At 70.5% G+C, this 24,934-nt stretch carries 21 protein-coding genes; 11 read left to right on the forward strand and 10 right to left on the reverse strand.

Annotated elements, in window-relative coordinates; all coding sequences use genetic code 11:
* Positions 1-111: 111 nt before the first annotated feature.
* Positions 112-1,029: a LysR family transcriptional regulator gene (locus tag ACH4D5_RS21490; RefSeq protein ID WP_398304732.1), complete on the forward strand. Its 918-nt coding sequence runs from the start codon at positions 112-114 to the stop codon at positions 1,027-1,029.
* Positions 1,030-1,118: 89 nt separating this feature from the next.
* Here the strand turns inward: ACH4D5_RS21490 and ACH4D5_RS21495 are convergent, their stop codons facing one another.
* Positions 1,119-1,712 carry a DUF6328 family protein gene (locus ACH4D5_RS21495; RefSeq protein ID WP_398304734.1) on the reverse strand — a complete coding sequence of 198 codons (594 nt, stop codon included), beginning with the start codon at positions 1,710-1,712 and terminating at the stop codon, positions 1,119-1,121.
* Positions 1,713-1,912: 200 nt separating this feature from the next.
* On the opposite strand from ACH4D5_RS21495, the gene ACH4D5_RS21500 reads away from it, so the two are divergent.
* From ACH4D5_RS21500 to ACH4D5_RS21545, 10 genes are all read left to right on the forward strand, one after another.
* Positions 1,913-2,752, forward strand: a complete 840-nt coding sequence (locus tag ACH4D5_RS21500) for an SDR family oxidoreductase (RefSeq protein WP_398304736.1) — start codon at positions 1,913-1,915, stop codon at positions 2,750-2,752.
* A gap of 6 nt (positions 2,753-2,758) precedes the next feature.
* The gene (locus tag ACH4D5_RS21505) at positions 2,759-3,820 is read left to right on the forward strand and encodes a type I phosphomannose isomerase catalytic subunit (RefSeq protein ID WP_398304739.1); all 1,062 of its coding nucleotides are present in this window, start codon (positions 2,759-2,761) and stop codon (positions 3,818-3,820) included.
* A 77-nt stretch (positions 3,821-3,897) separates the two neighbouring features.
* The gene (locus ACH4D5_RS21510; protein WP_398304742.1) at positions 3,898-5,013 is read left to right on the forward strand and encodes a LacI family DNA-binding transcriptional regulator; all 1,116 of its coding nucleotides are present in this window, start codon (positions 3,898-3,900) and stop codon (positions 5,011-5,013) included.
* A 206-nt stretch (positions 5,014-5,219) separates the two neighbouring features.
* Positions 5,220-6,554 carry an extracellular solute-binding protein gene (locus ACH4D5_RS21515; RefSeq protein ID WP_398304745.1) on the forward strand — a complete coding sequence of 445 codons (1,335 nt, stop codon included), beginning with the start codon at positions 5,220-5,222 and terminating at the stop codon, positions 6,552-6,554.
* A 5-nt stretch (positions 6,555-6,559) separates the two neighbouring features.
* Positions 6,560-7,546 (forward strand): carbohydrate ABC transporter permease, encoded by a 987-nt coding sequence (locus ACH4D5_RS21520; protein ID WP_398304748.1) that lies wholly within the window; start codon positions 6,560-6,562, stop codon positions 7,544-7,546.
* Positions 7,543-8,379 (forward strand): carbohydrate ABC transporter permease, encoded by an 837-nt coding sequence (locus ACH4D5_RS21525; RefSeq protein WP_398304751.1) that lies wholly within the window; start codon positions 7,543-7,545, stop codon positions 8,377-8,379. The genes ACH4D5_RS21520 and ACH4D5_RS21525 overlap by 4 nt, the downstream gene beginning before the upstream one ends.
* Before the next feature lie 48 nt (positions 8,380-8,427).
* The gene (locus ACH4D5_RS21530; RefSeq protein WP_398304754.1) at positions 8,428-10,683 is read left to right on the forward strand and encodes a glycoside hydrolase family 3 N-terminal domain-containing protein; all 2,256 of its coding nucleotides are present in this window, start codon (positions 8,428-8,430) and stop codon (positions 10,681-10,683) included.
* An 89-nt stretch (positions 10,684-10,772) separates the two neighbouring features.
* On the forward strand, positions 10,773-11,735 hold the full coding sequence (locus ACH4D5_RS21535; RefSeq protein WP_398304756.1) for a glycoside hydrolase family 6 protein: 963 nt from the start codon (positions 10,773-10,775) through the stop codon (positions 11,733-11,735).
* 103 nt (positions 11,736-11,838) lie between these two features.
* Positions 11,839-12,282, forward strand: a complete 444-nt coding sequence (locus tag ACH4D5_RS21540) for a DUF6299 family protein (protein ID WP_398304759.1) — start codon at positions 11,839-11,841, stop codon at positions 12,280-12,282.
* A 135-nt stretch (positions 12,283-12,417) separates the two neighbouring features.
* The gene (locus ACH4D5_RS21545) at positions 12,418-13,848 is read left to right on the forward strand and encodes a vanadium-dependent haloperoxidase (RefSeq protein WP_398304761.1); all 1,431 of its coding nucleotides are present in this window, start codon (positions 12,418-12,420) and stop codon (positions 13,846-13,848) included.
* Positions 13,849-13,888: 40 nt separating this feature from the next.
* On the opposite strand, the gene ACH4D5_RS21550 is transcribed toward ACH4D5_RS21545, so the two are convergent.
* The 9 genes from ACH4D5_RS21550 to ACH4D5_RS21590 all read right to left on the reverse strand — a co-directional run bounded on the left by ACH4D5_RS21550 (position 13,889) and on the right by ACH4D5_RS21590 (position 24,826).
* Positions 13,889-14,755 carry a helix-turn-helix domain-containing protein gene (locus ACH4D5_RS21550; protein WP_398304764.1) on the reverse strand — a complete coding sequence of 289 codons (867 nt, stop codon included), beginning with the start codon at positions 14,753-14,755 and terminating at the stop codon, positions 13,889-13,891.
* A 63-nt stretch (positions 14,756-14,818) separates the two neighbouring features.
* Complete coding sequence (locus tag ACH4D5_RS21555; RefSeq protein WP_398304766.1) at positions 14,819-15,343, reverse strand: MaoC family dehydratase; 525 nt, start codon at positions 15,341-15,343, stop codon at positions 14,819-14,821.
* 26 nt (positions 15,344-15,369) lie between these two features.
* The gene (locus ACH4D5_RS21560) at positions 15,370-16,344 is read right to left on the reverse strand and encodes an SMP-30/gluconolactonase/LRE family protein (protein WP_398304769.1); all 975 of its coding nucleotides are present in this window, start codon (positions 16,342-16,344) and stop codon (positions 15,370-15,372) included.
* 74 nt (positions 16,345-16,418) lie between these two features.
* Positions 16,419-17,258 (reverse strand): fumarylacetoacetate hydrolase family protein, encoded by an 840-nt coding sequence (locus ACH4D5_RS21565; RefSeq protein ID WP_398304771.1) that lies wholly within the window; start codon positions 17,256-17,258, stop codon positions 16,419-16,421.
* 13 nt (positions 17,259-17,271) lie between these two features.
* Positions 17,272-20,202 (reverse strand): FAD-binding and (Fe-S)-binding domain-containing protein, encoded by a 2,931-nt coding sequence (locus ACH4D5_RS21570; RefSeq protein ID WP_398304774.1) that lies wholly within the window; start codon positions 20,200-20,202, stop codon positions 17,272-17,274.
* Between the two features lie 48 nt (positions 20,203-20,250).
* Complete coding sequence (locus ACH4D5_RS21575; protein WP_398304776.1) at positions 20,251-21,114, reverse strand: alpha/beta fold hydrolase; 864 nt, start codon at positions 21,112-21,114, stop codon at positions 20,251-20,253.
* 51 nt (positions 21,115-21,165) lie between these two features.
* On the reverse strand, positions 21,166-21,891 hold the full coding sequence (locus ACH4D5_RS21580; protein ID WP_398304779.1) for an alpha/beta fold hydrolase: 726 nt from the start codon (positions 21,889-21,891) through the stop codon (positions 21,166-21,168).
* Positions 21,892-22,155: 264 nt separating this feature from the next.
* The gene (locus ACH4D5_RS21585) at positions 22,156-23,031 is read right to left on the reverse strand and encodes an alpha/beta fold hydrolase (protein ID WP_398304782.1); all 876 of its coding nucleotides are present in this window, start codon (positions 23,029-23,031) and stop codon (positions 22,156-22,158) included.
* Positions 23,032-23,083: 52 nt separating this feature from the next.
* Positions 23,084-24,826, reverse strand: coding sequence for a pyruvate dehydrogenase (locus tag ACH4D5_RS21590; RefSeq protein WP_398304785.1), 1,743 nt, complete (start codon positions 24,824-24,826; stop codon positions 23,084-23,086).
* Between the last annotated feature and the right edge of the window lie 108 nt (positions 24,827-24,934).

The raw sequence follows: 24,934 nt of genomic DNA on the forward strand, positions 1-24,934 counted from the left end.
GACCCGCCGCCCGCGATCATGGAAATAGATTCTGTGGATAGCTGGCATCCACGCGGTGAATGTCCGCAGGTCATCGCCGTACAGGCAGCAAAGCAGCTAGGGGATGCGCCCGTGAATCTCAGTCGCCTGGATCTCAATCTCGTCGTCGCCCTGCGAGCTCTGCTGGAGGAGCGCAACGTCACCCGTGCCGGACAGCGCGTCGGCCTCAGCCAGCCGGCGATGAGTGCGGCGCTGTCCCGCCTGCGCCGTCACTTCGACGACGACCTGCTGGCCCGGGTCGGCGGCCACTACGAACTCACCGCCCTCGGTCAGGTGCTCCTGGCCCGCGTGTCCACGGCGTACGACCTGCTGGAGCGCCTCTTCGCCAGCCAGGCGTACTTCGATCCGGCCAGGGAGAGCCGCGAGTTCACACTGGTGGCGTCCGACTACGCGGTGGCCGTCTTCGGCGCCGAACTCGCCCGGGTCGTGCACGAGGAGGCCCCCGGCATCCGGCTGCGTTTCGCGCAGACCCCGACCACCGTGGTGGACGCCACGGACACCCTGCTGAGCACCATCGACGGACTGCTCATGCCGCACGGCGTCATCAGCGACTTCCCGGCCACCGACCTCTACCAGGACCGGTGGGTCTTCCTGGTCGCTGACGACCACCCGAGCATCGACGACCGGCTGACTCACGAGGACCTGGCCCGCCTGCCCTGGGTCACCTATCAACGCACCTACGACGCGCCGGCCGTCCGGCAGCTCGGCATGCTGGGCATCGAACCTCGGGTCGAGGTGTCCGTCGAGAGTTTCCAGATCATGCCGCTGCTGGTCGCGGGCACCCAGCGCATCGCCCTGATCCAGGCCCGCCTCGCCCGGCTCCTCGCGCCGCTCGCCGCCGTGCGCGTGGTGGAGCCGCCGTACGAGGCGGTGCCCCTGCGGGAGGCGTTGTGGTGGCACCCCGTACACACCCACGACGCGGCGCACATATGGCTCCGGGAGACGGCCGCCCGCGTCGGCGGGCGCCTGGCCGATGCCCCGGGGAGATGAACCGCGCGGAACGCGACGACCGCCGCGGCAACGGCAGCCGCTCCGTCAGGGCGGAGCTGTACCTCCGTCAGGATGGAGCCGTGCCGCCGTCACGACGAAGCCGCGCCGCCGTCCTCGCGCGGCCGCGTCGTCCGCCGAGCGGCGCGGTGCCGCAAACGCAGCGGCAGCGCGAACCAGCAGATGGCGAACCACAGCATGACACCGCCGACGAGTGCCTCGGCGAGTGGGCCGGGAACCACGATGCGCAGGATCAACAGGAGCGTGCAGCCGATGGTCAGCGCGAGGAGGACCATGCCGCACATCATCAGGCGTCCCGCGGTCTGCACCACCTCGTCCTTCATGCGCTGCCCGGACAGGAAGCGGTGGATGGAGACAGGTGCGATCAACGATCCCGTGGCCGACGCGCCCAGGACCACGGTGACGACATAGACGACGCGGTCGAACGTCTCCAGCTCCCGGAACAGAGGGGTGAACGCCACGCTGAGCAGGAATCCGAAGAGGATCTGCACGCCCGTCTGGGCGACGCGCGTCTCCTGAAGAATCTCGTTCCAGCGTCGATTGACCCGGTCGCGCGCGGACTCCGGCGCTTCGGCACCGCCGCTCCCCGAGCCGTCACTGTGGTGGCGCGGACAGCAGACGGCGTCCTCGTCCGCCGGCTCGACCGGTCGCTCGGTCATGGTCATGGCATCCTCCCGTTCCCAGGGAAACCGGATGCCCCGTCCGATCCCTTCCAAGCAGGCCCGATGTTCGGGAGGGCCGGTCCAGACGGCGCGCCCCCAGGGTCTTATGCATAGAAATGTCCGTGAGCGGCTACACGCTAGGAGAACGCGGACCGGCACCCCCGTAGGGGCGGTCCCTCGCACGTCATCGGCAGGAGAACCTGGTGAACCAGCCCCCGCAGCAGCAGTCCCCGCCCGGCACCACCGGACAGATGCGTCCCCGGCCCGACCACGGCGAGGAGACCTATCGCGGCTCCGGCCGGCTGTCCGGCAAGAGCGCCGTGATCACCGGAGGGGACAGCGGCATCGGACGAGCCGTGGCCATCGCCTTCGCTCGCGAGGGCGCCGACGTCCTGATCTCCTACCTCGACGAGCACGAGGACGCCCGCGACACGGCACGGTGGGTCGAGGAGGCCGGCCGCAAGGCGGTCCTGGTCCCCGGCGACCTCGCGGACCCGGAGCACTGCCGCGCCGTGGTGCGGACGGCGGCGGAGACTTTCGGCCGTATCGACGTCCTCGTGTCCAACGCGGCGTACCAGATGACCCGCGACACCCTGGAGGACATCCCCGACGAGGAGTGGGACCACACGCTCGCGGTGAACCTCAGTGCGCTGTTCCACCTGTGCAAGGCCGCCGTTCCGCACATGCGGCCGGGGGCGTCGATCATCGCCACCACATCCGTCAACTCCGACATGCCTCCGCCGCAACTGCTGCCCTACGACGTCACCAAGGCGGGCATCGCCAATTTCGTCGGGGCCGCGTCCCAACTCCTCGCGGACAAGGGCATCCGGGTGAACAGCGTGGCGCCGGGCCCGATCTGGACACCGCTCATCCCCTCGACCATGCCGGCGGAACAGGTGGAGGGCTTCGGGCAGGACGTGCCGCTCGGCAGGCCGGGACAGCCCGCCGAAGTGGCGCCGGTGTACGTCATGCTCGCCTCCGACGAAGGCAGCTACGTCTCCGGGGCCCGCATCGCGGTCACCGGCGGACAGCCCATCCTGTAGGCGGCCATGGACTGGTACCCGCTGCGGCTCACCACGCCGGTCAAACAGCACCTCTTCGGCGGCCGGACCATCCCGGACCGGCTCGGGCGTACCGGTCTGCCCCCGGGCCGGATCGCCGAGACGTGGGAGGTCAGTGATGTCGACGGCGACGAGTCGCGCGTACGGGAGGGGCAGCTGCGCGGCAGCACACTGCGCGAGCTGACCGAGCGGGACCCGGAGGGTCTGGTGGGCCGGGGCTGGCGCGGGCGACGCTTTCCCCTGCTGACGAAGTTCATCGACGCGGCAGGCCCTCTGCCGGTGCACCTGCACCCCGACGACTGCGCCGCGCGCGGTCAGGGCGAGCCGAACGGCAAGACCGAGGCGTGGCACATCCTTGAAGCCGAGCCGGGCGCCACCGCCCTGGTCGGCGTGCGGCCGGGCGTCACGGGGGAGGAGCTGCGACGCGCGCTGCTGGCACAGGACTTCGACGCCGTGATGCGCCGCCTGCCCGTGCGTGCCGGGGAGACCCTGTACGTCCCGGCCGGCACCCTGCACAGCTTCGGTCCCGGCACGCTCGTCTACGAGATCGAGCAGACCTCCGACCTCCAGGAGCACGCGATGCGGCACCGCATGGAGGACGGGGCCGCGCTCTCCGACGAAGAGTGGCACGCCAACATCGAGGCGCTCCTGAAGCAGTGGAAGCCCGATCGCCGACCGGATTTCGTCCCTGGGCTGCGCCTTCCCGTCGGCGACGGCGTCGACCGGGTGTTCCTGTGCGCCGGCCCGTACTTCGCCCTGGAACGCTGGCGTGTACGGAGCGGAGCCGTGCTCGACCACGGCTTCGGCACCGCGCACATCCTCAGCAACGCGGGAGCGCCGGCCACCGTGACCTGCGCCGGTGAGGCGCTGGAGCTGGGCCGGGCACAGACGGTACTGCTGCCCGCCGCCCTCGGGGAAGTGCGCGTCCAGGGCCCCGCCGACGTACTCGTCGGCTACCTGCCCGACCTCGAACGCGACATCCGCCGCCCCCTGGCCACCGCGGGCCACGGGCCGCACGTCGTGGCCACGCTCGGCGAAGACCTTTCCTGACCTCACACCATCCGGATGTCTTACGGTTTCCGGAAGGCGCCCGGACTTTCCGGGTGTCCAGTGACGGGGAGGTGGGGATGGTGGCCGGGGAAGGCACTCAGCGCAAGGCAGCCACTCAGCGCAAGACAGGCACCCAGCGCAGTACAGGCACCCAGCGCAAGACGGGCACGCGGGGCCCGGACGGGGTGGCGAAGGTGACGATCGCCGAGATCGCCCGGGAAGCCGGCGTGTCCGTGCCGACCGTTTCACGCGTCGTCAACGGACGTTCGGACGTCTCGTCCGCGACCCGCGCCCGCATCGAGGACCTCCTGCACCGGCACGGCTACCGGCGTCGGCCGTCCGCGCCCGGGGCCCGGGCGGCACTGCTCGACCTGGTCTTCAACGACCTGGACAGCCCGTGGGCCGTCGAGATCATCCGGGGTGTGGAGGAGGTCGCACACGAGGCGGGTGTCGGCACGGTGGTCTCCGCGATCCACGACCGGGCGGGCGCCGCGCGACAGTGGATGACCAATCTGCGGGCCCGCGCCTCCGACGGAGTGATCCTCGTGACGTCGGTGCTCGAACCGGGCCTCCACGACGAACTGCGCAGGCTGGGCGTGCCGTTGGTGGTGATCGACCCGGCCGGGTCCCCCGCCACCGAGGCGCCGACCGTCGGCGCCACGAACTGGGCGGGCGGGATGGCGGCGACCGAGCACGTGCTCCAGCTCGGGCACCGGCGCATCGGCTTCATCGAGGGCCCGCCGCGACTGCTGTGCTCACGGGCCCGGCTCGACGGCTACCGGGCCGCGCTCGACGTGGCCGGGGCCGCCGTCGACGACGCGCTCGTGGTGCCCGGTGACTTCTACCACGAGTCCGGATTCACCGGCGCCGGGCGGCTGTTGGACCTCGATGAACCGCCGACCGCGATCTTCGCCGCGAGCGACCAGATGGCGCTCGGCGCGATCGAGGCACTGCGCCGTCGCGGCCTGCGGGTGCCGGAGGACATGAGCGTCGTCGGCTTCGACGACCTGCCGGAGGTGCGCTGGTCGTCGCCGCCCCTCACGACGGTCCGGCAACCCCTGTCCGACATGGGCAAGGTGGCGGCGCGGATGCTGCTCGACCTCGCGCGGGACGTCGAGTTGGCGTCGCCGCGGGTGGAACTCGCGACCGAGCTTGTGGTCCGCGCGAGCACCGCGCCACCGCGCCTCGCATAGCCGGAACGGCGCCCCGCACAGCGAAACAGCGCCCCGCACAGCGAAACAGCGCCCCGCACAGCAGAACCACGCCCCGCCTAGCGGAACAGCACACACCGGGGGCGTCAACGCCCGTTTCTGTCAGGGCCGTTGACGCCCCCGACGTATGCCCGTAACTTCCATGGCCATCTACCGATAATTCTCGGAACTATTCCGGAAGGTGCGCCATGCCAGCCTTCGACCGAGCCGTCACGTCCGCGTCCGGCGCCGCGTTGTCAGCTCTCTCCCGCCGCCGGTTCCTGGGGGCCGCGTCAGCGGCGGGACTGGGCGCGGCCGGCCTCTCCGCCTGTTCGGACTCCGGGTCCACCACCACCGACAGCGAGGGCAGGACCGTCGTGGAGTGGTGGAACATCCAGACCACGGAGCCGTCGAAGTCCGTCTGGCCCGAGCGGGCCAAGGCGTTCGAGGCCGAGCACCCCGATGTGCGCATCAAGCTCGTCACGATGGAGAACGACGCCTACAAGTCGAAGATGACGGCGCTGACCAGTTCCGGAAAACTGCCGGACATCTATCACACCTGGGGCGGCGGCGTGCTCGAACAGCAGGTCGACGCCGGTCTCGTCGAGGAGCTGACCCCGTCCATCAAGCCCTGGGCGGACACGCTCATGCCGGCTTCGCTGAAGCCGTACGAGATCGACGGGAAGACGTACGCCGTGCCCTTCGAGATCGGGGCGGTGGGCTTCTGGTACAACAAGGCGCTGTTCGCCGAGGCCGGCATCGAGACGCCGCCCGCCACCTGGGCCGCTTACCTCGACACGGTCGAGAAGCTGAAGAGCGCCGGGCTCACCCCCATCGCCCTCGCGGGCAAGGAGAAGTGGCCCGGCATGTACTACTGGGCCTACCTGTCCATGCGGATCGCCGGAGTCGACGGCATGCGGAAGGCCGCTGACGCCGAGGACTTCACCGGCGACGACTTCGTCAAGGCGGGCGAGCACCTCGAGGAACTCGTCTCGCTCCGGCCGTTCCAGAAGGGCCACCTCGGTGCCGCGTACGCCACGCCCAACGGCGAGGCGGCCACCATGGGCAACGGCAAGGCGGCGATGGAGCTGATGGGCCAGTGGGCGCCCGTCGCGCAGGCCGACGCGGGCAAGGGCATCGGTGAGGACCTCGGGTTCTTCCCGTTCCCCGCGGTCGCCGGCGGCAAGGGCGCCCTCACTGACGTCTTCGGCGGAGGAGGCGGCTACGCGGTGCGCAAGGGCGCGCCCGAGGCGGCCGTCGACTTCCTGCGGTTCTTCATGACGGCCGAATCCGACCGCATCCTCGTGAAGGAGGCCTCGATCATGCCGGTCGTCAAGGACGCGACGAGCGCTCTGACCGACCGCAATCTCAAGCTCGTCTCCGACACCGTCGACAAGGCCACCGGCTTCCAGCTCTACCTCGACCAGGCGTACCCGCCCGCCGTCGGCCAGGAGATCAACGACTCGGTCGCCGCCCTGATCGCCGGGTCCAAGTCACCTGAGCAGGTGGCCCGTTCGATCACCCAGGTCGCGAAGAGCCAGTGACCGACATGACCTCCACGTACGTGAAAGCCCCCGAGCCCGCGGCCCCGCCGCGGCCGCCGGACACGAGACCGGGGCGGCCGATGGCCCGCCGGGCCGCCGACTGGCTGACCGCCTTCTGCTTCACCCTGCCCGCCCTGCTCCTGTTCGGCGCGCTCGTGCTCGCCCCGATCCTGTACGCCCTCTACGTCAGCCTCTTCAACTGGGGCGGATTCGGGTCCCCTTCGGACTACGTCGGCCTCGACAACTACAGCCGGCTCATCCACGACCCGGTCTTCCTCGGTGACCTGTGGCGGGGCCTGCTGCTCGTACTGTTCTCGGTGTGCGTGCAGCTGCCGTTCGCGCTCGGCATGGCCGTGCTGCTCAACCGGAAACTGCGCGGACGGGCCCTGTACCGAGTGCTGTTCTTCGCCCCCTACGTCCTGTCCGAGGTCGTCACCGGCGTCCTCTTCTCCATGATCTTCGCGCCGGACGACGGGCTCGCCGACAAGGTGCTCGGCTCGGTCGGCCTGGACGGCCTCGGCGGACTGTGGTTCGCCGACCAGGACCACGTGCTGCCGACGCTGTTCCTCGTCATGACATGGAAGTACTTCGGCTTCCACATGATGCTGTACCTGGCCGGGCTGCAGGGCGTCCCTGCCGAACTGCACGAGGCGGCCCGCATCGACGGCGCGAGCCCCTGGCAGCGCTTCCGCCACATCACCCTGCCGCTGCTCGGGCCGACGATCCGCATCAGCGTCTTCCTCTCCGTGATCGGCGCCATCCAGCTCTTCGACCTGGTGTGGGTGGTCACGCAGGGCGGCCCCGACCACCACTCCGAGACCATGGCCGTGACCATGTTCCAGTTCGGCTTCAAGCGCTACCAGATCGGCTACGCCAGCGCGATCAGCATCGCCATGTTCCTCATCAGCCTCGTCTTCGCCCTCATCTACCAGCGATCCGTGCTGCGCCGCGACACCCAAGGAGCCCTCACCACCATGCGAGCCTCCCGATGAGCGCGGGCGTGCGCAGGAAGCTGCGCTCCGTGCCGTTGTACGTGACGCTGTGGCTGGTCGGCGCCGTCATGGTCACGCCGCTGCTGTACGCGTTCGTCTCCGGGTTCAAGTCCACCGACCAGCTCTCCCGCAACACCTTCGGCCTGCCCTCGCCCTGGGTGACCTCCAACTACACCGACGTACTGGCCTCCGGCTCGTTCTGGCGCATGCTGGGCGCCTCCACGCTGATCGCCGTCGGCACGACCGTGCTGACGGTGGGCGCCGCGGCCCTCGCCGCCTTCGCGCTCGCCCGTTTCGCCTTCCGTGGCCGGGAGGTGCTCTTCACGCTCTTCGCCGTGGGGCTGATGTTCCCGTTCGCCGTGGCGATCCTGCCGCTGTTCGTCCTGCTGCGCACCTTCGGGCTGCTCGACAACCCCTGGGGCGTGATCCTGCCGCAGGCCGCGTTCGGACTGCCCATGACCATCGTCATCCTGCGCGGCTTCTTCCGGGAGATCCCCGGCGAACTGGAGGAGGCCGCCACCCTCGACGGCTGCTCCGCGTTCGGCTTCTTCTGGCGGATCCTGCTGCCCATGGCACGGCCCGCACTCGGCACCGTGTCCATCCTCGCCATCGTCGGCAGCTGGAACAACTTCCTGCTCCCGCTACTGGTGTTCAGCGAACAGTCCTGGTGGACGATCCCCATCGGCGTCCAGCAGTTCCAGGGCCAGTACGGCACCGACATCGCCCGCGTCTTCGCGTACCTCGTCCTCGCCATGGTGCCCGCCCTCGCGTTCTACGCGGTCGCCGAACGGCAGTTGATCGGGGGCATCACCACGGGCGCCACCAAGGGCTGAGCCCACAGCCGCGAACACGCCCGTCCCACCACGTACTTGAGGAGTTCCATGGTCGAGCCATGGCAGGACACCACCCTGCCCGCCCACGTCAGGGCGGCAGACCTGCTCGCCAGGATGACCGCCGAGGAGAAGACCGCCCAGCTGACCAGCGTATGGATCGGCGCCGATGCCGATGCCGACGGCGGCGGAGCCTCCGACGTCGCCCCCGGCCAGCACACCTATGCGGCCCGCAGCGCCGCCCTCGACGCCCTGCTGCCTCACGGTCTCGGCCACCTCACCCGGCCCTTCGGCACCGTGCCCGTCGCACCCGCCGAGGGCGTCGCCCGCCTCGCCGAACTGCAGCGCACGATCCGTGCGGGCAATCGGTTCGCCCTGCCCGCGATCGCCCACGAGGAGTGCCTGACCGGGTTCACCGCCTGGCAGGCCACCGTCCTTCCGACGCCGCTGGCCTGGGGTGCCACCTACGACCCCGCGCTGATCACCGAGATGGCGCAGGCCGTCGGTGTGTCGATGCGGGCCGTCGGCGTCCACCAGGGGCTCGCCCCGGTCCTGGACGTCGTACGGGATCCGCGCTGGGGCCGGACCGAGGAGACGATCGGCGAGGATCCCTACCTCGTCGGCACCATCGGCACCGCGTATGTGCGCGGCCTGCAGTCGGCGGGAATCGTCGCCACGCTCAAGCACTTCGCCGGGTACTCGGCCTCGCGCGCCGCCCGCAACCACGCGCCCGCCTCGCTCGGCCCGCGGGAGCTCGCCGACGTGATCGTGCCGCCGTTCGAGATGGCGGTACGCGATGGCGGTGCCCGCTCCGTGATGCCCGCCTACAACGACGTCGACGGCCTGCCCGCCCACGCCCACGGCGGACTGCTCACACAACTCCTGCGTACGCGATGGCAGTTCACCGGCACCGTGGTGTCGGACTACTACGGCGTCTCGCTCCTTGAGGAGGCGCACCGGATCGCCGCCGACGAGGGCCGTGCCGCACGGCTCGCGCTGGCGGCCGGTGTCGACGTGGAGCTGCCGGCGGCGCGCTGCTTCGACCCTGCCGCCCCGCCGCCCGAAGACCTGCTCGACCGTGCCGCACTGCGTGTCCTCACGCAGAAGTGCGAACTGGGGTTGCTCGACCCCGACTGGGAGCCCGTCATGGACGGGGTGCCTGGCACGGACGGAGAGACGGTCGACCTGAACCCCCCGCACCTGCGGGAACTGGCGCGCAAGGTCGCCGAGGAGTCGGTCGTCCTGCTCGCCAACGACTCCGGGGTGCTGCCGCTGGGTGCCGGGCCGCGCATCGCCGTCGTCGGTCCGCTCGCCGACGAGCAGGCCGCCATGCTCGGCTGCTACACGTTCCCCCGGCACGTGGGCGTGCACCATCCCGAACTGCCCACCGGTGTCCAGGTGCCGACGCTCGCCGAGGCGTTGCGCGCCGAGTTCCCGGACGCCGTGTTCGTCGACGATCCGGCGGCGGCCGACGTCTGCCTGGCCGTCGTGGGAGACCGGTCGGGCCTGTTCGGCCGCGGCTCCTCGGGCGAGGGCTGCGATGCCGAGGACCTCCAACTCCCGTACGGGCAGGGAGAGATACTGGACGAGGCGATGGCCTCCGGAGTGCCGGTCGTCATCGTCGTACTCAGCGGAAGACCGTACGCACTCGGCCGCTGGGCCGACCGGGCCGCCGCCGTCGTCCAGGCGTTCTTCCCCGGGCAGGAGGGCGGCGGCGCCGTCGCGGGCGTCCTCTCCGGCCGCGTCAACCCCTCCGGGCGCTTGCCCGTCGGGGTGCCGCGCAGCCCGGGCGGTCAGCCCGCACCGTACCTCGCACCGCCGCTCGGCCGGCACGGCTTCCCCAGCTCCGTGGACCCGACACCCCTGTACCCGTTCGGGCACGGCCTGTCGTACACCACGTTCAGCTGGAGCCAACCGCTGTGCGACACATGGGAGTTCGCCACCGATGGCGAGACCGCGCTGCGGCTGACCGTCCGCAACACCGGCCACCGTCCCGGAACCGAAGTCGTCCAGCTCTATCTGCACGACCCGGTCGGCACCGTCGCCCGCCCCGAGGTCCGCCTCGTCGGCTACGCCCGGGTGCCCCTGGAGGCCGGCGCGTCGGCCGAGGTGCACGCCACGTTCCCCGCCGACCTCGCCGCGTACACCGGCGCCGACGGCCGGCGCGTCGTCGAACCCGGCGCCCTCGAACTGCGCATCGCCGCCTCCAGCGCCCATGTCCACCACACCGTGCCGCTCACCCTGACCGGGCCGGTGCGTGAGGTGGGGCACGAGCGCCGGATGTCGTGCGAGACGCGGGTCAAGTAGACCGCGCGGGGAAACAGCCGCTCCGCATGTCCGGAGCTGTTCACCACCGACCGTCCGCCGCATTCCTGACAGAAAGCCGAGGTACCGTCATGCGCCGCAGACTGCACGCTCTATGGGCAGCGCTCCTCTCACTGCCGCTGGCGCTCGCCGCCGCACCGGCCCACGCGGCCGACCCGACGACCATGACCAACGGGTTCTACGTGGACCCCGACTCGAGCGCGAAGCGGTGGGTCGCCGCCAACCCCGGTGACGGCCGGGCGCCTGCCATCAATGCCTCCATCGCCAACACCCCGACGGCCCGCTGGTTCGGCTCGTGGAGCGGCAGCATCGGTACCGCCACCGGCGCGTACGTCGGCGCGGCGGACGCCCGGGACAAGCTGCCCCTCCTCGTCGCCTACAACATATACAACCGCGACTACTGCGGCGGGCACTCCGCGGGCGGAGCCGCCTCGCCGGCCGCCTACGCGGACTGGATCGCCCGGTTCGCGGGCGGCATCGCCGACCGCCCGGCCGTCGTCGTCCTCGAACCGGACTCCCTCGGGGACTACGGCTGCATGACCCAGGCCCAGATCGACGAACGCGAGACCATGCTCACCGGCGCGCTCACCGAGTTCAACCGCAGGGCCCCCAACACCTGGGTCTATCTCGACGCAGGCAACCCGGCCTGGGCGAGCGCGGCGACCATGGCCCGGCGCCTCCACGAAGCCGGTGTCCGACAGGCCCACGGCTTCTCGCTCAACGTCTCCAACTACCTGACCACGGCCGAGAACACCGCGTACGGCAACGCCGTGAACAGTGAACTCAAGGTCCGCTACGGCTACACCAAGCCGTTCGTCGTGGACACGAGCCGCAACGGCAACGGCTCCAACGGCCAGTGGTGCAACCCCGCGGGTCGCCGTATCGGCACCCCCACCCAGCTGGGCGGTGGCGCGGAAATGCTCCTGTGGATCAAGGTCCCGGGTGAGTCCGACGGCGACTGCGGCGTCGGAGCCGGCTCCTCGGCCGGCCAGTTCCTCCCCGAGGCCGCCTACAAGATGATCTACGGCTACTGATCCGGGACACGACGCAAGCCGGGTCAATCATGCCCGGGCGGACGGCATCCGGGTATATGTGGAACTCCTCGTTCCGAGCGCCCCTACGCCATGAGGAATTCCCATGTCCCTGCGCCAGGTCACCGCCACGTCCATCGGCACCGCACTGCTCCTGCTCACCGCCCCGGCCACCGACGCGTTCGCCGACCCCCGGATTCCCCGGCTTCCCGGGGAGACGGTGACCGTGGACCCGACCGGCAGGCTCGCCGCGGACGGCACCGTCACTCTCTCCGGCACCTACCGCTGTTCGGGTGGAGCGGGCCCGGTCTTCGTGTCTTCCTCGGTGCGCCAGAGTTCCGCCGTTGTCCGACATGGCATCGGCGGCACTCGCGCGGTCTGCGACGGCGCGGAGCACCGCTGGCAGAACAGCGGCCGTACCACATCCAAGCTGGAACCGGGCGCGGCTCATGTCGAGGCGACCGTGATGGAGCTGGACACCCGCAGCGGCCTCCCGCTGCCGAAGTTCCACGCGATTGGGCGGCAGGACGTCACCCTCGTCCGCGCCTGACGGGTTTCGGACAACCACCTGGCCGGGGCCGGACATTCCGCCGGGAGCGGTCCGTGCCGCCGGTGCGCGGGGGCGAGGATCTCGCCGCCACCGCTCCGGTGGATCTCGACACGGACCGCCCCAGGGGGATTGACCATGACCGCGCACATACGGACCGGCAACGACAAGCGGACGGCGCGCTGGCGCCGGGCTCTGGTGGTCGCCGTGGCGCTGACCGCCGCGAGCACCACGCTGACCGCGGTGCCGCAGCAAGCCCGTGCGGCGCTGCCGCCGCAGACCATCGCGGACCCGGTGCACTACTGGAACGACGTGCTCATGGAGGTCGTACGAAGAGAGGGCGGCGGTCCCGGCCCGATGGCCAGGTCCGCCGCGATGCTGAACGCCGCCATCTACGACGCGGAGTCCTCCTACCAGCTCAAGTGGAAGGGCAAGATCACGTCCGAGCCCTACATACGCGCCGACAAGTACGCGGGCTGGGTCGAGGGGCCTGACGAGGAGGAGCGGGTCGTCGGACGGACGGCCTACAACATCCTGCTCGGGCTCTACCCGGGGCAGACCCACTACCTGGACGCGCGGTTCCGCGAGCGCTTCGGCACCGAGCCGACCGGGTTCGACCTCCTCGACACGACGATCGTCGGGCCGATGGTCAAGCAGATGCGGGACGCCCGTAACGCCGACGGATCCGACAACGACGAGAAGTACGTCGCGGACAACAAGCCCGGCGCCTGGCGGCCCACCAGCTACCCCGACATGGTCGACCCCAGCTGTACCCAGGCCAGCCAGGCCGTGACCCCGTTCTGGGGGCAGGTCAAACCCTTCGCACTGACCTCGGGCTCGCAGTTCCGGCCGCCGACCCCCGGCTTGTACGGCACCTACGAGAAGCTGCTGGCCAGCGACGCCTACAAGCAGCAGGTCGAAGTGGTGCGCAAGGCCGGCGCCGACGGGCCCACCGCCAAGACCCCCGAGATCAACCGCACCACGGAACAGGAAGCGGTGGCCTGGTTCTGGGCCAACGACGAGGACGGCACGTACAAGCCGCCGGGGCAGCTGCTCCAGGCCACCCGTGAGGTCGCGACCCAGCAGAAGCTCAACACGTACGAGAACGCCCGTCTGTTCGCACTCGTCTCCATCGCGATGGCGGACGCGGGGATCGCGGTGCGGGACGTGAAGTTCCTGACCCAGATCGACCTGTGGCGGCCGGTCTCCGCCATCCGCGACAGCGGCCTGGACCGCGAGTGGAAGCCCCTGCTCAAGACGCGCGCAGGCGTGAACGTGACGCCGTGCTTCCCGGCCTGGGCCTCCGGACACGCGACCTTCGGCGCCGCCTGGGCCGGCGTGATGAAGCGCTACTTCCGCAACGACGACATCGCCTTCACCATGACCACCGACGAACCGCAGTCCCCGATCAAGTCCCGCTCGTTCACCAGCTTCAGCCAGGCCGCCAAGGAGGACGCCCAGAGCCGGGTCTGGCTCGGTGTCCACTTCCCGTGGGACGCCGAGGACGGCCTCGTACTCGGCGACAAGATCGCCAACCACGTCTTCACGACCAAGCTGCGCAAGCTCTGAGGCCTGTCGGGCAGCCGGTCGGCACGACGACCGGCTGCCGTCACGCCGAAGCCTGCCACTCCGTGGGCGACATGCCGTAGGTGGCCCGGAACACCCGGCTGAAGTGTGACGCGCTGGCGAAACCCCAACGGTGCGCCACAGCGGCGACGGCGAGCCTGCGCTCCGGTGCCCGGCTCAGCTCGTGTCGGCAGGCCTCGAGTCGGCGCAGCCGTATGAGCCGGCTCACTGTCGTGCCCTCGCTCCGGAAGAGCTTGTGCAGATAGCGGACGGAGATGTGGTGGGCGCGCGCGATCGACTCCGGTGACAGGTCCGGATCGGCGAGGTGCAGCTCGATGAAGGTCCGGATGCGTGAGAGCGTCGTCTGCGCACCGACGCCTGAGGCGTCGGCGCGCTCCTCCTCGACGAACTCCGTGACGAGTGCGGCGAGGAGATCCACGGCGTTGCGGGCGAGCCGGTGGCCGATGTGCGTCTGGTGGAACGCCGTCTCAGCGGCGAGCGCGGAGAGAAAGCTGGACACCAGCGCTCCCACACCGTCTCCGCAGCGGAGAGGCGCCCCCATGACCCGGCGCAGATCGGACTCGGCGACCTCCAGGTGGCGTCGCGGCACACGGAAGACCGTCAGCCGGAACCGCTCGCCGAAGCGAGGGGCGTCACGCAGCCGCGTGTCGCAGAAGACCATGTCACCCGGTTGCAGGAAGGCGTCGCCTCCGTCGTGACAGACCGCGACTGAACCGTGGACATGCAGGGCGACGTACAGGACATCTTCGTGGCCGGCCTCCGACAGCCAGGGCGGGACGGCGGTCTGCCTGTCGTCGGAACACAGCACGGAGGCCCGCAGCGAGCCGAGGCCGTCCGTGCCGGTCACTTGTCGACGACGCATCTGCGGCCCGGTAAAGATTGCTGACATGTGGGCAAGCGTGCCTTCGCACCGGGGACGGACGCATCAGTCGGCCGACTGGTCTGCCGTACGTTACGTCGCCTCCTCACTTCGCCGCCGTAGCAGGTACTTGTGCCGGCCGGACAGCACGAGCTCGCCGCGCTGGTTGTGGATGGTGGCCGCGGTGACCACGACCCCGTTGTCGTCCTGATGTTGCAGGCCGGTGATGGTGAGCGCCGGGTACAGGGTGTCTCCGGAGTGCACTTCGGCCAGGAAGGTGCAGGATAGTTCTAGGAAGCTGATGAACACCTCTCCGATGAAGTGGGGGAACAGGGTGGCGCCCGGCGCGGTGAAGGCGAGCACCTGCAGGCCGTGCACCACCGGCGCCGAGTGCCCGTGCTTGCGTGCCCATTCGGCGTCGTAATGCACCGGGTGATTGTCCGCGGAGACGGTCTGAAAGGCCGCGGCGTGAGCGTCCGTCAGGGTGCGGCTGGGGGCTCGGAAGACTTCACCGACGCGTAGGTCCTCGAAGGATCTGGCCGGGACGACCAGGAATGTTCCGGGGTCGAACTCGGGCGGCTCGGTGACTGGTGCCTGCCGTGTGTCCTGCTGGGTCATCGACTCTGTCCTCTCGTTCGGGGTCTCTAGCGGGCCGGGGTGATCCGGGCGGCCAAGAGGTTGGGGTCGTTGTTGGTGAAGTAGGCGCCGCTGGCTATGTAGGCCTTGTTGCCGCGCACGGCGAGCGAGGTCGGGTTCTCCAGGCCGTCGGCGCCGGTCAGTACGACGGTGTGGCTGCCGTCCGGCCTGACGCGGGCCACCTCGTTGTCCGCGTTGATCGCGGCCAGGAGCGTGGTGCCGGGGCCGGTGAACGCGAAGTCGTCGATGTTGGTCAGGCCGGTGGCCCGGGTCTCGACGCGGCCTGCGGCGCCGTACCGGGTGACGGGGATGCGCAGCACGGTGCCCTTGTCCAGGTTGGACACCCAGACCGCCCCCTTGTGGACCTTGATGCCGTTGGCTCCGAGGAACCCGGTGGCGGCCAGTTCGGGTGCGGTGGTCCAGCGGGCGGGCTTGCCCCCGGTGACGGGCACCCGCCACACCGTGCCGAGGACCGAGTCGGCCACGTACAACCGGCCTTCGTGCCGGTCGAGGGCGAGGCCGTTGGGCAGGCCGTCGGCCGGGAGCGCGGCGATGCGCTGCGGGGTGCCGCCGGGGCGCAGACGCCACAGTCCGGTCAGGTCGCTGCTGCCGGTGGCGTACAGGAAGTAAAGGGTTCCGTCATGGGCACGGACGATGCCGCCGAGGAAGGGCGAGGAGAGGGCAGGGGTCTCCGCGCCGACCGGGGGCTCGGGGAGAGTGGCGAGAACCTGTACGCGGCCGTCGCGGTGGACGCGGGCCACTTGACGGCTGTAGGCGAAGGTGACGACGGCACTGCCGCCGGGCTCCAGGGTGATGTTCTCCGGGCGCTGTCCGTCGGCCATGTTCAGGTGGGCCACGAAGCGCACGTGCGGCTTCGGGGCGGCGGTGGCCGCCGCCGTGGCGCCGGCCGCGGTCATGGTGAGCGCCGCCGCGACGGCGGAGGCCAGGAGGCGGGTGCGCGTGCCTGTCAGGAATCCGGGCATGGGGGTCTCTTCTCTTTGTCTTCGATGGGTGGTCGATTACGGGAAACTCGGGAAACGCCGGAACTCGGAGAGGGTCAGGCGACGAACCGTTGTCGGAGTTCGCCGATGCCCTCGACGGCACTGACGAGCTCGTCGCCGACGGACAGCCAACGCTGAGGCGTGCGGCCGAGGCCGACACCGGCCGGTGTGCCGGTGAAGATGACGTCTCCCGGCAGCAGCGGCAGCACATCGGACAGCTTGGCGACAAGGGCCGGCACGGAGAAGATCAGCTGCCGGGTACGGCCACGCTGCACCTCCTCACCGTTGACGGCGCAGGTCAACTCCAGGTCGTCGGGGTCATCGAACTCGTCAGGGGTCACCAGCCAGGGGCCCGTCGGAGCGAAGCCCGGGTAGGACTTGCCGAGGCTGAACTGGGGGGCAGGGCCGCCCATCTGCAGGACGCGTTCGGAGATGTCCTGGCCGACCGTCAGGCCCGCGACGTGGTCCCAGGCGTCGGCTTCGGGCACCCGGCGCGCTTCCTTGCCGACAACCACCACCAGCTCCACCTCCCAGTCGGTGTGGCTGTCCCGTGGCAGCGTCACCTCGGTCACCGGGCCGGTGAGAGCGGTCGCGAACTTGGTGAAGACCGGCGGCATGCCCTCGGGCGTGGTGAATCCGGCCTCGACGACGTGCTCCCTGTAGTTGAGTCCGATGGCGAAGAGCTGGCGCGGGGCCGGCGCGGGCGCACCGAGGTCCGCGGGGTCGAAGGGGACGCCGTCGAGGTCGGCCCGGGCGGCCCAGGTGCGGAACTCGTCCCAGCGGGAGTAGACCGCCTGTGGGTCGGAGGAGAACAGGCCGCCGCTGGCGGTGTGCACGTCGGCTGCCAGGCCGTGGGTGATCACGACCAGTCGGCCGGCGAGATGGGCGATGCGCAAGGCGCGCTCCCTGTCAGGTGGAAGGTCGGGTGGCACGTTCCAGTGCGAGCAGCACGGATTGGTAGGGGCGGCCCGTGGCGTGCTCCATGCCGAGCTCGCAGGTGCGGTTGGCCGACAGATAGGCGTCAAACGTGCCCGAGGAGACTTCGGCTGCCTCGTGTGCTGTCGCCGCCTCGGTCAGTTCCTTGTGCAGCAGCCCCCGGTCACCGGCGAAGCCGCAGCACTCCGCGTAGACGGGCACGCTGACGTCCCGCGCGATGAACTCGGCGACGGCCCGCAACTGGTCGACGTCCTTCAGGTGACGCATGGAGCAGGTGGGGTGGAGCACCGCGCTGTCGATCGGGTCGGTGACGTCGAGGTGCGGCAGCAGTTCGGTGGCGGCCCAGACGACGGAGTCCACCACGGTGAGAGCGCGGTGCCTGCGCGCGTTCTCGGCCGTCAGATACGGCGTGACCTCCTGCCCGATGCCGAGTGTGCAGGACGACGCGTCGACGATGAGCGGCAGGCGTCCGGCGTCGGTCCACTCCCAGGCCCGCTCGACTATGCGGTTCGCCATGACGGTGTTTCCGTCGTCGTACCCCTTGGAGTGCCAGATGGTGGCGCAGCACGAACCGGCCATGTCCGACGGTATCCACACCGGCCGCCCGGCACGCCGGGAGACCTCGACGATCGCCTCGGGCAGGGTGGGCCCGGCCACGCCGTCGGGTCCCGCGAAGATTCGGTTGACGCAGGCGACGTAGTAGACGGCAACGGCTGTCCCGCGGGCCGTGCCGGGCAGTTGCGTACGCGCCGGGGACGGTACGGCGGAAATCCACTCCGGCACCAGGTCGGGCGAGACCACCTTGCGGGCGGCGGAGGTGACGCGTCCCAGGACCTGGTCGCCGACATGGTCCGCGATGCCGAGGGCGGTCCTGACCGATGACTCCACGAGGGAGAACCGCTCCGCGACCCGGGCCGCGTTCCGTTCCTCCCGCTCGGAGTGCCGCTGGTGGCGGAACGCCTTCATCATGGCGCCGGTGTCGATCCCGACCGGGCAGGCCGTCTTGCAGGTCGAGTCGCCGGCGCAGGTGTCGACCGCGTCGTATCCGTAGGACTCAAGGAGGCTCTCCAGGGCGGCGGAGCCGTTGGGCTGGCGCAGCATCTCGCGCCGCAGGACGATCCGTTGACGCGGCGTGGTGGTGAGGTCGCGGCTCGGGCAGACGGGCTCGCAGAAGCCGCACTCGATGCACGGGTCGGCGACCGCCTCGATGGTGGGGATGGTCTTGAGTCCCTGAAGATGGGCTTCGGGGTCGCGGTTCAGGACCACGCCGGGGGCGAGTACCCCCGCGGGGTCGAGGGTCTGTTTGACCTGCCACATCAACCTGGTCGCACGGGCGCCCCACTCGGCTTCGAGGAACGGCGTCATGTTGCGGCCGGTGGCGTGCTCGGCCTTGAGCGAGCCGTCGAACCGGCGTACCACCATGGTGCAGAACTCGTCCATGAAGTCGGCGTAGCGCTCGACCTCCTCCGGACGGGCGGCGTCGAAGGCGAGCAGGAAGTGCAGGTTGCCGTGGGCCGCGTGGCCGGCCACCGCGGCGTCGAAGCCGTGTCGGCGCTGCAGCTCGGCCAGGGCCTCACACGCCTCGGCCAGACGGGCGGGCGGTACCGCGAAGTCCTCGGTGATCAGCGTGGACCCGGCGGGCCGTGCCTTGCCGACCGCCGTCATGAACGCCTCGCGGGCGTGCCAGTACGTCCGGATCGTGGCCGGGTCCTCGACGAAGCGGTTGGTGACGGAAGCCACCGGGGCCACCAGCGTCAGGTTCGCCAGGACAGCGGCGGCGGCCTGCCGGTAGGCCTCGCGGGCCGCCGCGTCCGCGGCGCGGAACTCCACGAGGAGTGCCGCGGTGTCCCCTGGGATGTCGGCCCAGTCGGCGGGGACTCCCTCGACGCTCGCACAGGCACGGAGAGTGTTGCCGTCCATCACCTCCACGGCGCGGGCTCCGGCGTCGTTGAACAGCGGTACCGCGGCCGCGGCGGCGGCGAGGTCGGGGAAGAACAACAGCGCCGTGTGGGTGAGCCGGTCCAGGGAGACCGTCCGGAACACCGTCTCGGCGATGAAGCCGAGCGTGCCCTGGGAGCCGACCATCAGCCCGCGCAGGATCTGCACGGGGGTGGAGCCGTCCAGGAAGGCGTCGAGACGGTAGCCGTTGGTGTTCTTCAACGCGTACTTCGCGCGGATCCGGGCGACCAACTCGGTGTCGGCCTCGATCTCGCCCTTGAGCGACAGCAGCCCCGCCCACAGCTCGGGCTCGGCCTCCCGGAGGCGCGCGTCGGCGTCCGGAGCCGCAGTGTCGACGATCGTGCCGGACGGCAGGACCACAGTGAGGGACGACAGCAGGCGGTAGGAGTTGCGGGTGACTCCTGCGGTCATGCCCGAGGCGTTGTTGGCGACCACCCCGCCGACGGTGCAGGCGCTGGAACTCGCCGGGTCGGGGCCCAGCAGCCGGCCGTGACGGGACAGGGTGATGTTGGCGCGTCCCACGGTGGTACCCGGCCCGATCCTGGCTTCCTTCCCGCCGTCCAGCACCTCGACCCCGGTCCAGTGGCGGCGCACGTCGACCAGGATGTCCTTGCCCTGGGCCTGGCCGTTGAGCGAGGTCCCGGCCGCCCGGAAGACGATCTCGCGGTCCTGCTCGTGGGCGTACCGCAGCACCGCGGCCACGTCCTCGACGTGCTCGGCGATCACGACCACTTGGGGCACGAAGCGGTAGGGGCTGGCGTCCGAGGCGTACTTCACCAGGTCCGACAGGGTGTGCAGCACCTTGTGGGAGCCCAGCAGGCGGATCAGGTCGTCCCGCAGGGCCTCGGGAGCACCCGACGCCCGTTCGTCGGGCACCCGGTCGGTGGCAGGGGGCCGGGTCTGCCGCGGGCGCAGCTTTCCCGGTTCCGGATCGAGCAGGGCCATACGGCTCTCCTTTCCATGGCGAGGTATGTCGTCCGGGGGCGGGTCCGGTCAGTGGTGGGAGCGGACGGAGCGGACCGCGCGCAGGATCAGGCCGGTGACGGGGCCGGGATCGCTCACCGCGGCCGCGTGCGGGGCGCGGACGGTGACCGTGTGGGCACGGGCACGCTTGGCCATCCAACGCTCGGCGGCCGGCGGGATGTTCCGGTCCTCGGTGGCCACGAGGTACCAGCTGGGGATCTTCTTCCACGCGGCCGCGGTGGCCGGTTCCTGGAGGGCCGCCAGGGTGATGGGACGCTGTCCCGCGGCCATGACCTGGGCGGTCTGCCGGGGTACACCGGCCGCGAACTGCTTGCGGAACAGGTCCTTCTTGATGACCAGTTCCTCTCCCTGTCCGCCGTCGGGCAGCGGGTAGTACTGCGTGGCGGTCGCCTGTCCCAGCGTGCTGCCGGGGAACTTGTCGGTGAGCTGGAGCGCGCTCTCCCCGACGTCGGGCACGAACGCGGCGACGTAGACCAGTGCCTTGACCCGCGGGTGGCCGGCCGCGGCCTGGCTGATGACCGCTCCGCCGTAGGAGTGCCCGACCAGCACGATCGGTCCGGGGACGCTGTCGAGCACGCTGCGGATGTAGGCGGCGTCGCTCGCCAGTCCGCGCAGGGGCAGGGCCGGTGCCAGTACGCGGTGGCCCTGGTGCTGCAGGCGTTCGACGACCGCGCTCCAACTGGAGGCGTCGGCGAACGCGCCGTGGATCAGGACGATGGTGGGCGCGGCGGGGCGTCCGTACCCGTCGGCGGGGCGGTCGGCCGTGGCCGGCTGTGCGGCCGATGCGGCCTGTGCGGCACCGGCGGTCCCCAGGGCGGCGGCGCCGGCCAAGAGGGACACGGTGACGGTGCGGCGGGAGATCGGTGGGTTCATCGTTCAGCTCTCTGGGAGGGGTGGAGGATCTGCGAAGAGGTGGGTGTGGCGTCAGCTGGAGGTGGCCCGTACGGCTTCCTCGATCAGGTCGACGACGCGCTCGGGGTGGGCGAGCATCACCAGGTGGGAGGAGTCGACCTCGACGGTGGTCATGCCGGCGCGCTGGTAGCCGTAGCGCTCCACGTCGGGGTTGATGGTGTGGTCGGACGACGCGACCAGGCCCCAGGACGGCTTGGTCTTCCAGGCCGCGGCCGGGGCGGCGTCGGCGAAGGCCTGTGCGGCCAGCGGTCGCTGGGACACGGCGAGGACGGCGGCGAGTTCCGGGTCGACGTCGGCGGCGAAGATGGCGGGGAACTTGTCGGTACGGACCGACACGTCGGTGCCGGGCGTCGCCGAGCCCTCGATGGGGAAAGGGGTGTAGACGAGCGCGGCGGCGAGGTCGCTGTCCGGGAAGCGGCCCTGCAGCTCGCCCAGGCTCTCGCCCTTCTCCAGGGCGTAACCGGCCAGGTAGACCAGTGCCTTGACGTTGTCCTCGGTACCGGCGACGGTGATGACCGCGCCCCCGTAGGAGTGGCCGACCAGGACGACAGGACCGGGGATCTGCCGGACGACGGAGGCGACGTAGGCGGCGTCCCCGATCAGGCTGCGGTTGGGGACGGCCGGGGCGACCACGTCCAGGCCGCGGGCGATCAGCCGGGGGATGACCTGGGCGTAGCTGGAGGCGTCGGCGAAAGCGCCGTGCACGAGGACGACGGTCGGCTTGGCGGAACTGGGCATGGGAAACTCCCTCATCAATGGGGTGGTGGGGTGGGGTTGGGTGTTCGGCGGGGATGCCGTGAGGCGGCGTCGGGGAAATACCGCGAGATGTCGCGGGTCCCGCCCCCGGTGCCGGTTGCGTGCGTTATGCGCTGACCGGATGTGAGCAACTCTAGGGACGGCCGGCCGGGGTGTTTGTCTGTCAGCGCCCTGTCTGTGGCCTGAGCGTGTCCACGTCGGCGGGCGCGCTCTTCCCGGGGCCGGGACCGGGATACGGCGTCCCGGTCAGCCGTTCCAGTCGGCCAGGAAGTCGAGGAGTTCCCGGTTGACGACGTCGGGGCGTTCCTCCTGGCAGAGGTGCCCGCACTGGGCGATGGGCACGCCGCGGACGTCGCGAGCGATGCCCTTCCATACGTCCAGGACGTCGTATGCCTGTCCGACGGCGCTGAAGTCCTCGCCCCACAGGGTCAGCACCGGGCAGTCGATGAGCTGGTCGGCGTCTTCCCGGTCCTGGGCGACGTCCTCGGGTGCAGCTCGGTAGTCCATGCAGGATCCGCGCACCGCGCCCGGCTGCTGGTAGGCGCGTACGTAGACGGCGATCTCCTCCGGAGTGAGCATGTCGGGGTTGTACGACCAGCTCCGGTAGAAGTGGGTGAGCCAGATCTCCTCACGGCCGGAGATCAGTGCCTCGGGAAGGTCGGGCACGCCGAGGAAGGTGAAGAACCAGTACCCCTGCCGGGCGAGGCTCACGTCGTAGGTATCGGCGATGATCCGGGTGGGGATGTTGTCCATGGCCACGAACCTGTCGATCCGGCCGGGGTGGTCCTTGGCGAACCGGGTGCCGACGCGCGCTCCGCGGTCGTGGCCGACGAGGGCGATCCTCTCGTGCCCGAGATGGTCCATCAGCGCGACGATGTCGTTGGCCATGGTCCGCTTGTCGTAGCCGGAGGCGGGCTTCTCCGTGTCTCCGTAGCCGCGAAGGTCCGGAGCGATCACGGTGAACCGCTCGGCCAGTACGGGTATTTGCTTGCGCCAGCCGTACCAGGTCTCGGGGAAGCCGTGCAGCAGGTAGACGGGCGGACCCTGCCCGGCGGTCACCCAGTGCTGCCTGATCCCGTTGAGTACGGCGGTGTGATGTGTCGTGCCGGTCGGGTCTTCCATGTGTGTCCAGTCGGTTCGGGGGGGATGGGGCTGCCGGGCTGGTCCCGGTCTCTCATGGCCGCGGCATGTTCCGGATGTTCGCGCGGGCGAGGTGCACCATGCGTCCGACACCACCGGTGAGGACGGTGCGGCTCGCCGACAGGGCGAAGCCGGTGAGCTGCTCGGAGGTGATCTTCGGCGGGATCGCAAGTGCGTCGGGATCGGTCACCACGTCGACCAGGGCGGGCCCGTCATGGGCGAAGGCCGCACGCAGCGCGTCACGCACCTCCGAGGGCTTCTCGACGCGAATGCCGCGCGCACCGGCGGCCGTGGCTATGGCCGCGAAGTCCGTGTGCGGATAGCCGGTGCCGTACGGCGGCAGCCCGTCCACCATCATCTCCAGGTCGACCATGCCCAAGGAGGAGTTGTTGAAGACGACCACCTTCACGGGCAGTCCGTACTGCACCAGCGTCAGGAAGTCGCCCATCAGCATGGAGAAGCCGCCGTCGCCCGAGAGCGACACCACCTGACGCGTCCGGTCGAGGAACTGCGCGCCGATGGCCTGCGGCAGGGCGTTGGCCATCGAACCGTGCACGAAGGAGCCCAGGATGCGGCGGCGGCCGTTCGGTGTGAGGTAGCGCGCGGCCCACACGCAGCACATCCCGGTGTCCACGGTGAACACCGCGTCGTCGGCGGCCTCTTCGTCGAGGACCGCCGCCACGTACTCGGGGTGGATGGGGGTGTGCTTGTCGACATCGCGGGTGTAGGCGCCGACGGCGCCCTCCAGGGCGTGGACGTGCCGGTCCAGCATCCGGTCGAGGAACCGGCGGGACGGCTTCTCCCGCACGGCCGGGGTCAGGCACCGCAGCGTCTCGCGGACGTCCCCCCACACGGCGAAGTCCAACTGGGTGCGGCGGCCGAGGCGTTCGGGCTGGATGTCGATCTGGACCGTTCTGACGTGCCGGGGCAGGAAGTTCGTGTACGGGAAGTCGGTGCCGAGGAGTATCAGCAGGTCGCACTCGTGCATGGCCTCGTACGCGGCGCCGTATCCCAGCAGTCCGGACATGCCGACGTCGTACGGGTTGTCGTACTGGATGTGTTCCTTGCCCCGGAGCGCGTGGCCGACCGGGGACTTGACCTTCTCGGCGAACGCCATCACCTCGGCGTGGGCACCGGCGACACCCCGGCCGCAGAACACGGTCACCGTCTCGGCGGCGTCCACCAGCTCCACCAGCCGGGTCAGGTCATGGTCGGCGGGACGGATCGCCGGCCGGTCCAGCGGCATCGCGAGTTCGGCCCCGCCCACCGGGGACTTCTCGGCGGCGACGTCTCCCGGCAGCGACACGACGGACACTCCACGCCGCCCGACCGCGTGCTGAATCGCCGTCTGCACCACCCGCGGCATCTGCCGGGGCGAGGAGATCAGCTCGGAGTAGTGACTGCACTCCTCGAACAGCCGGTCAGGGTGCGTCTCCTGGAAGTAGCCGGTTCCGATCTCGCGGCTGGGGATCTGCGCGGCCAGCGCGAGGACCGGAGCCATCGAACGGTGGGCGTCGAACAGGCCGTTGATCAAGTGCAGGTTTCCCGGTCCGCAGGACCCCGCGCACGCCGCCAGCCTGCCGGTGAGCTGGGCTTCGGCGCCGGCGGCGAAGGCCGCGACCTCCTCGTGCCGGACCTGGACCCACTCCAGGGCGTCGTGCCGTCTGACGGCGTCGACGACGGGGTTGAGGCTGTCGCCCACCACCCCGTACATGCGGCGCACTCCGGCGCGGGCCATGAGGTCGACGTACTGCTCGGCAACGGTCTGTTTGGGCACGGGTGCTCCTCGGATGGTCGCTCACGGGGCGGTGGCCACGCTAATGAGGAGCCGGGCGCAGCAGTTGTCCCTCCGTGCACTGTTCGGGGCCCGGCAGTGCACCACGGC

The organism is Streptomyces sp. NPDC018029 (assembly GCF_044327655.1).
Lineage (GTDB): Bacteria > Actinomycetota > Actinomycetes > Streptomycetales > Streptomycetaceae > Streptomyces.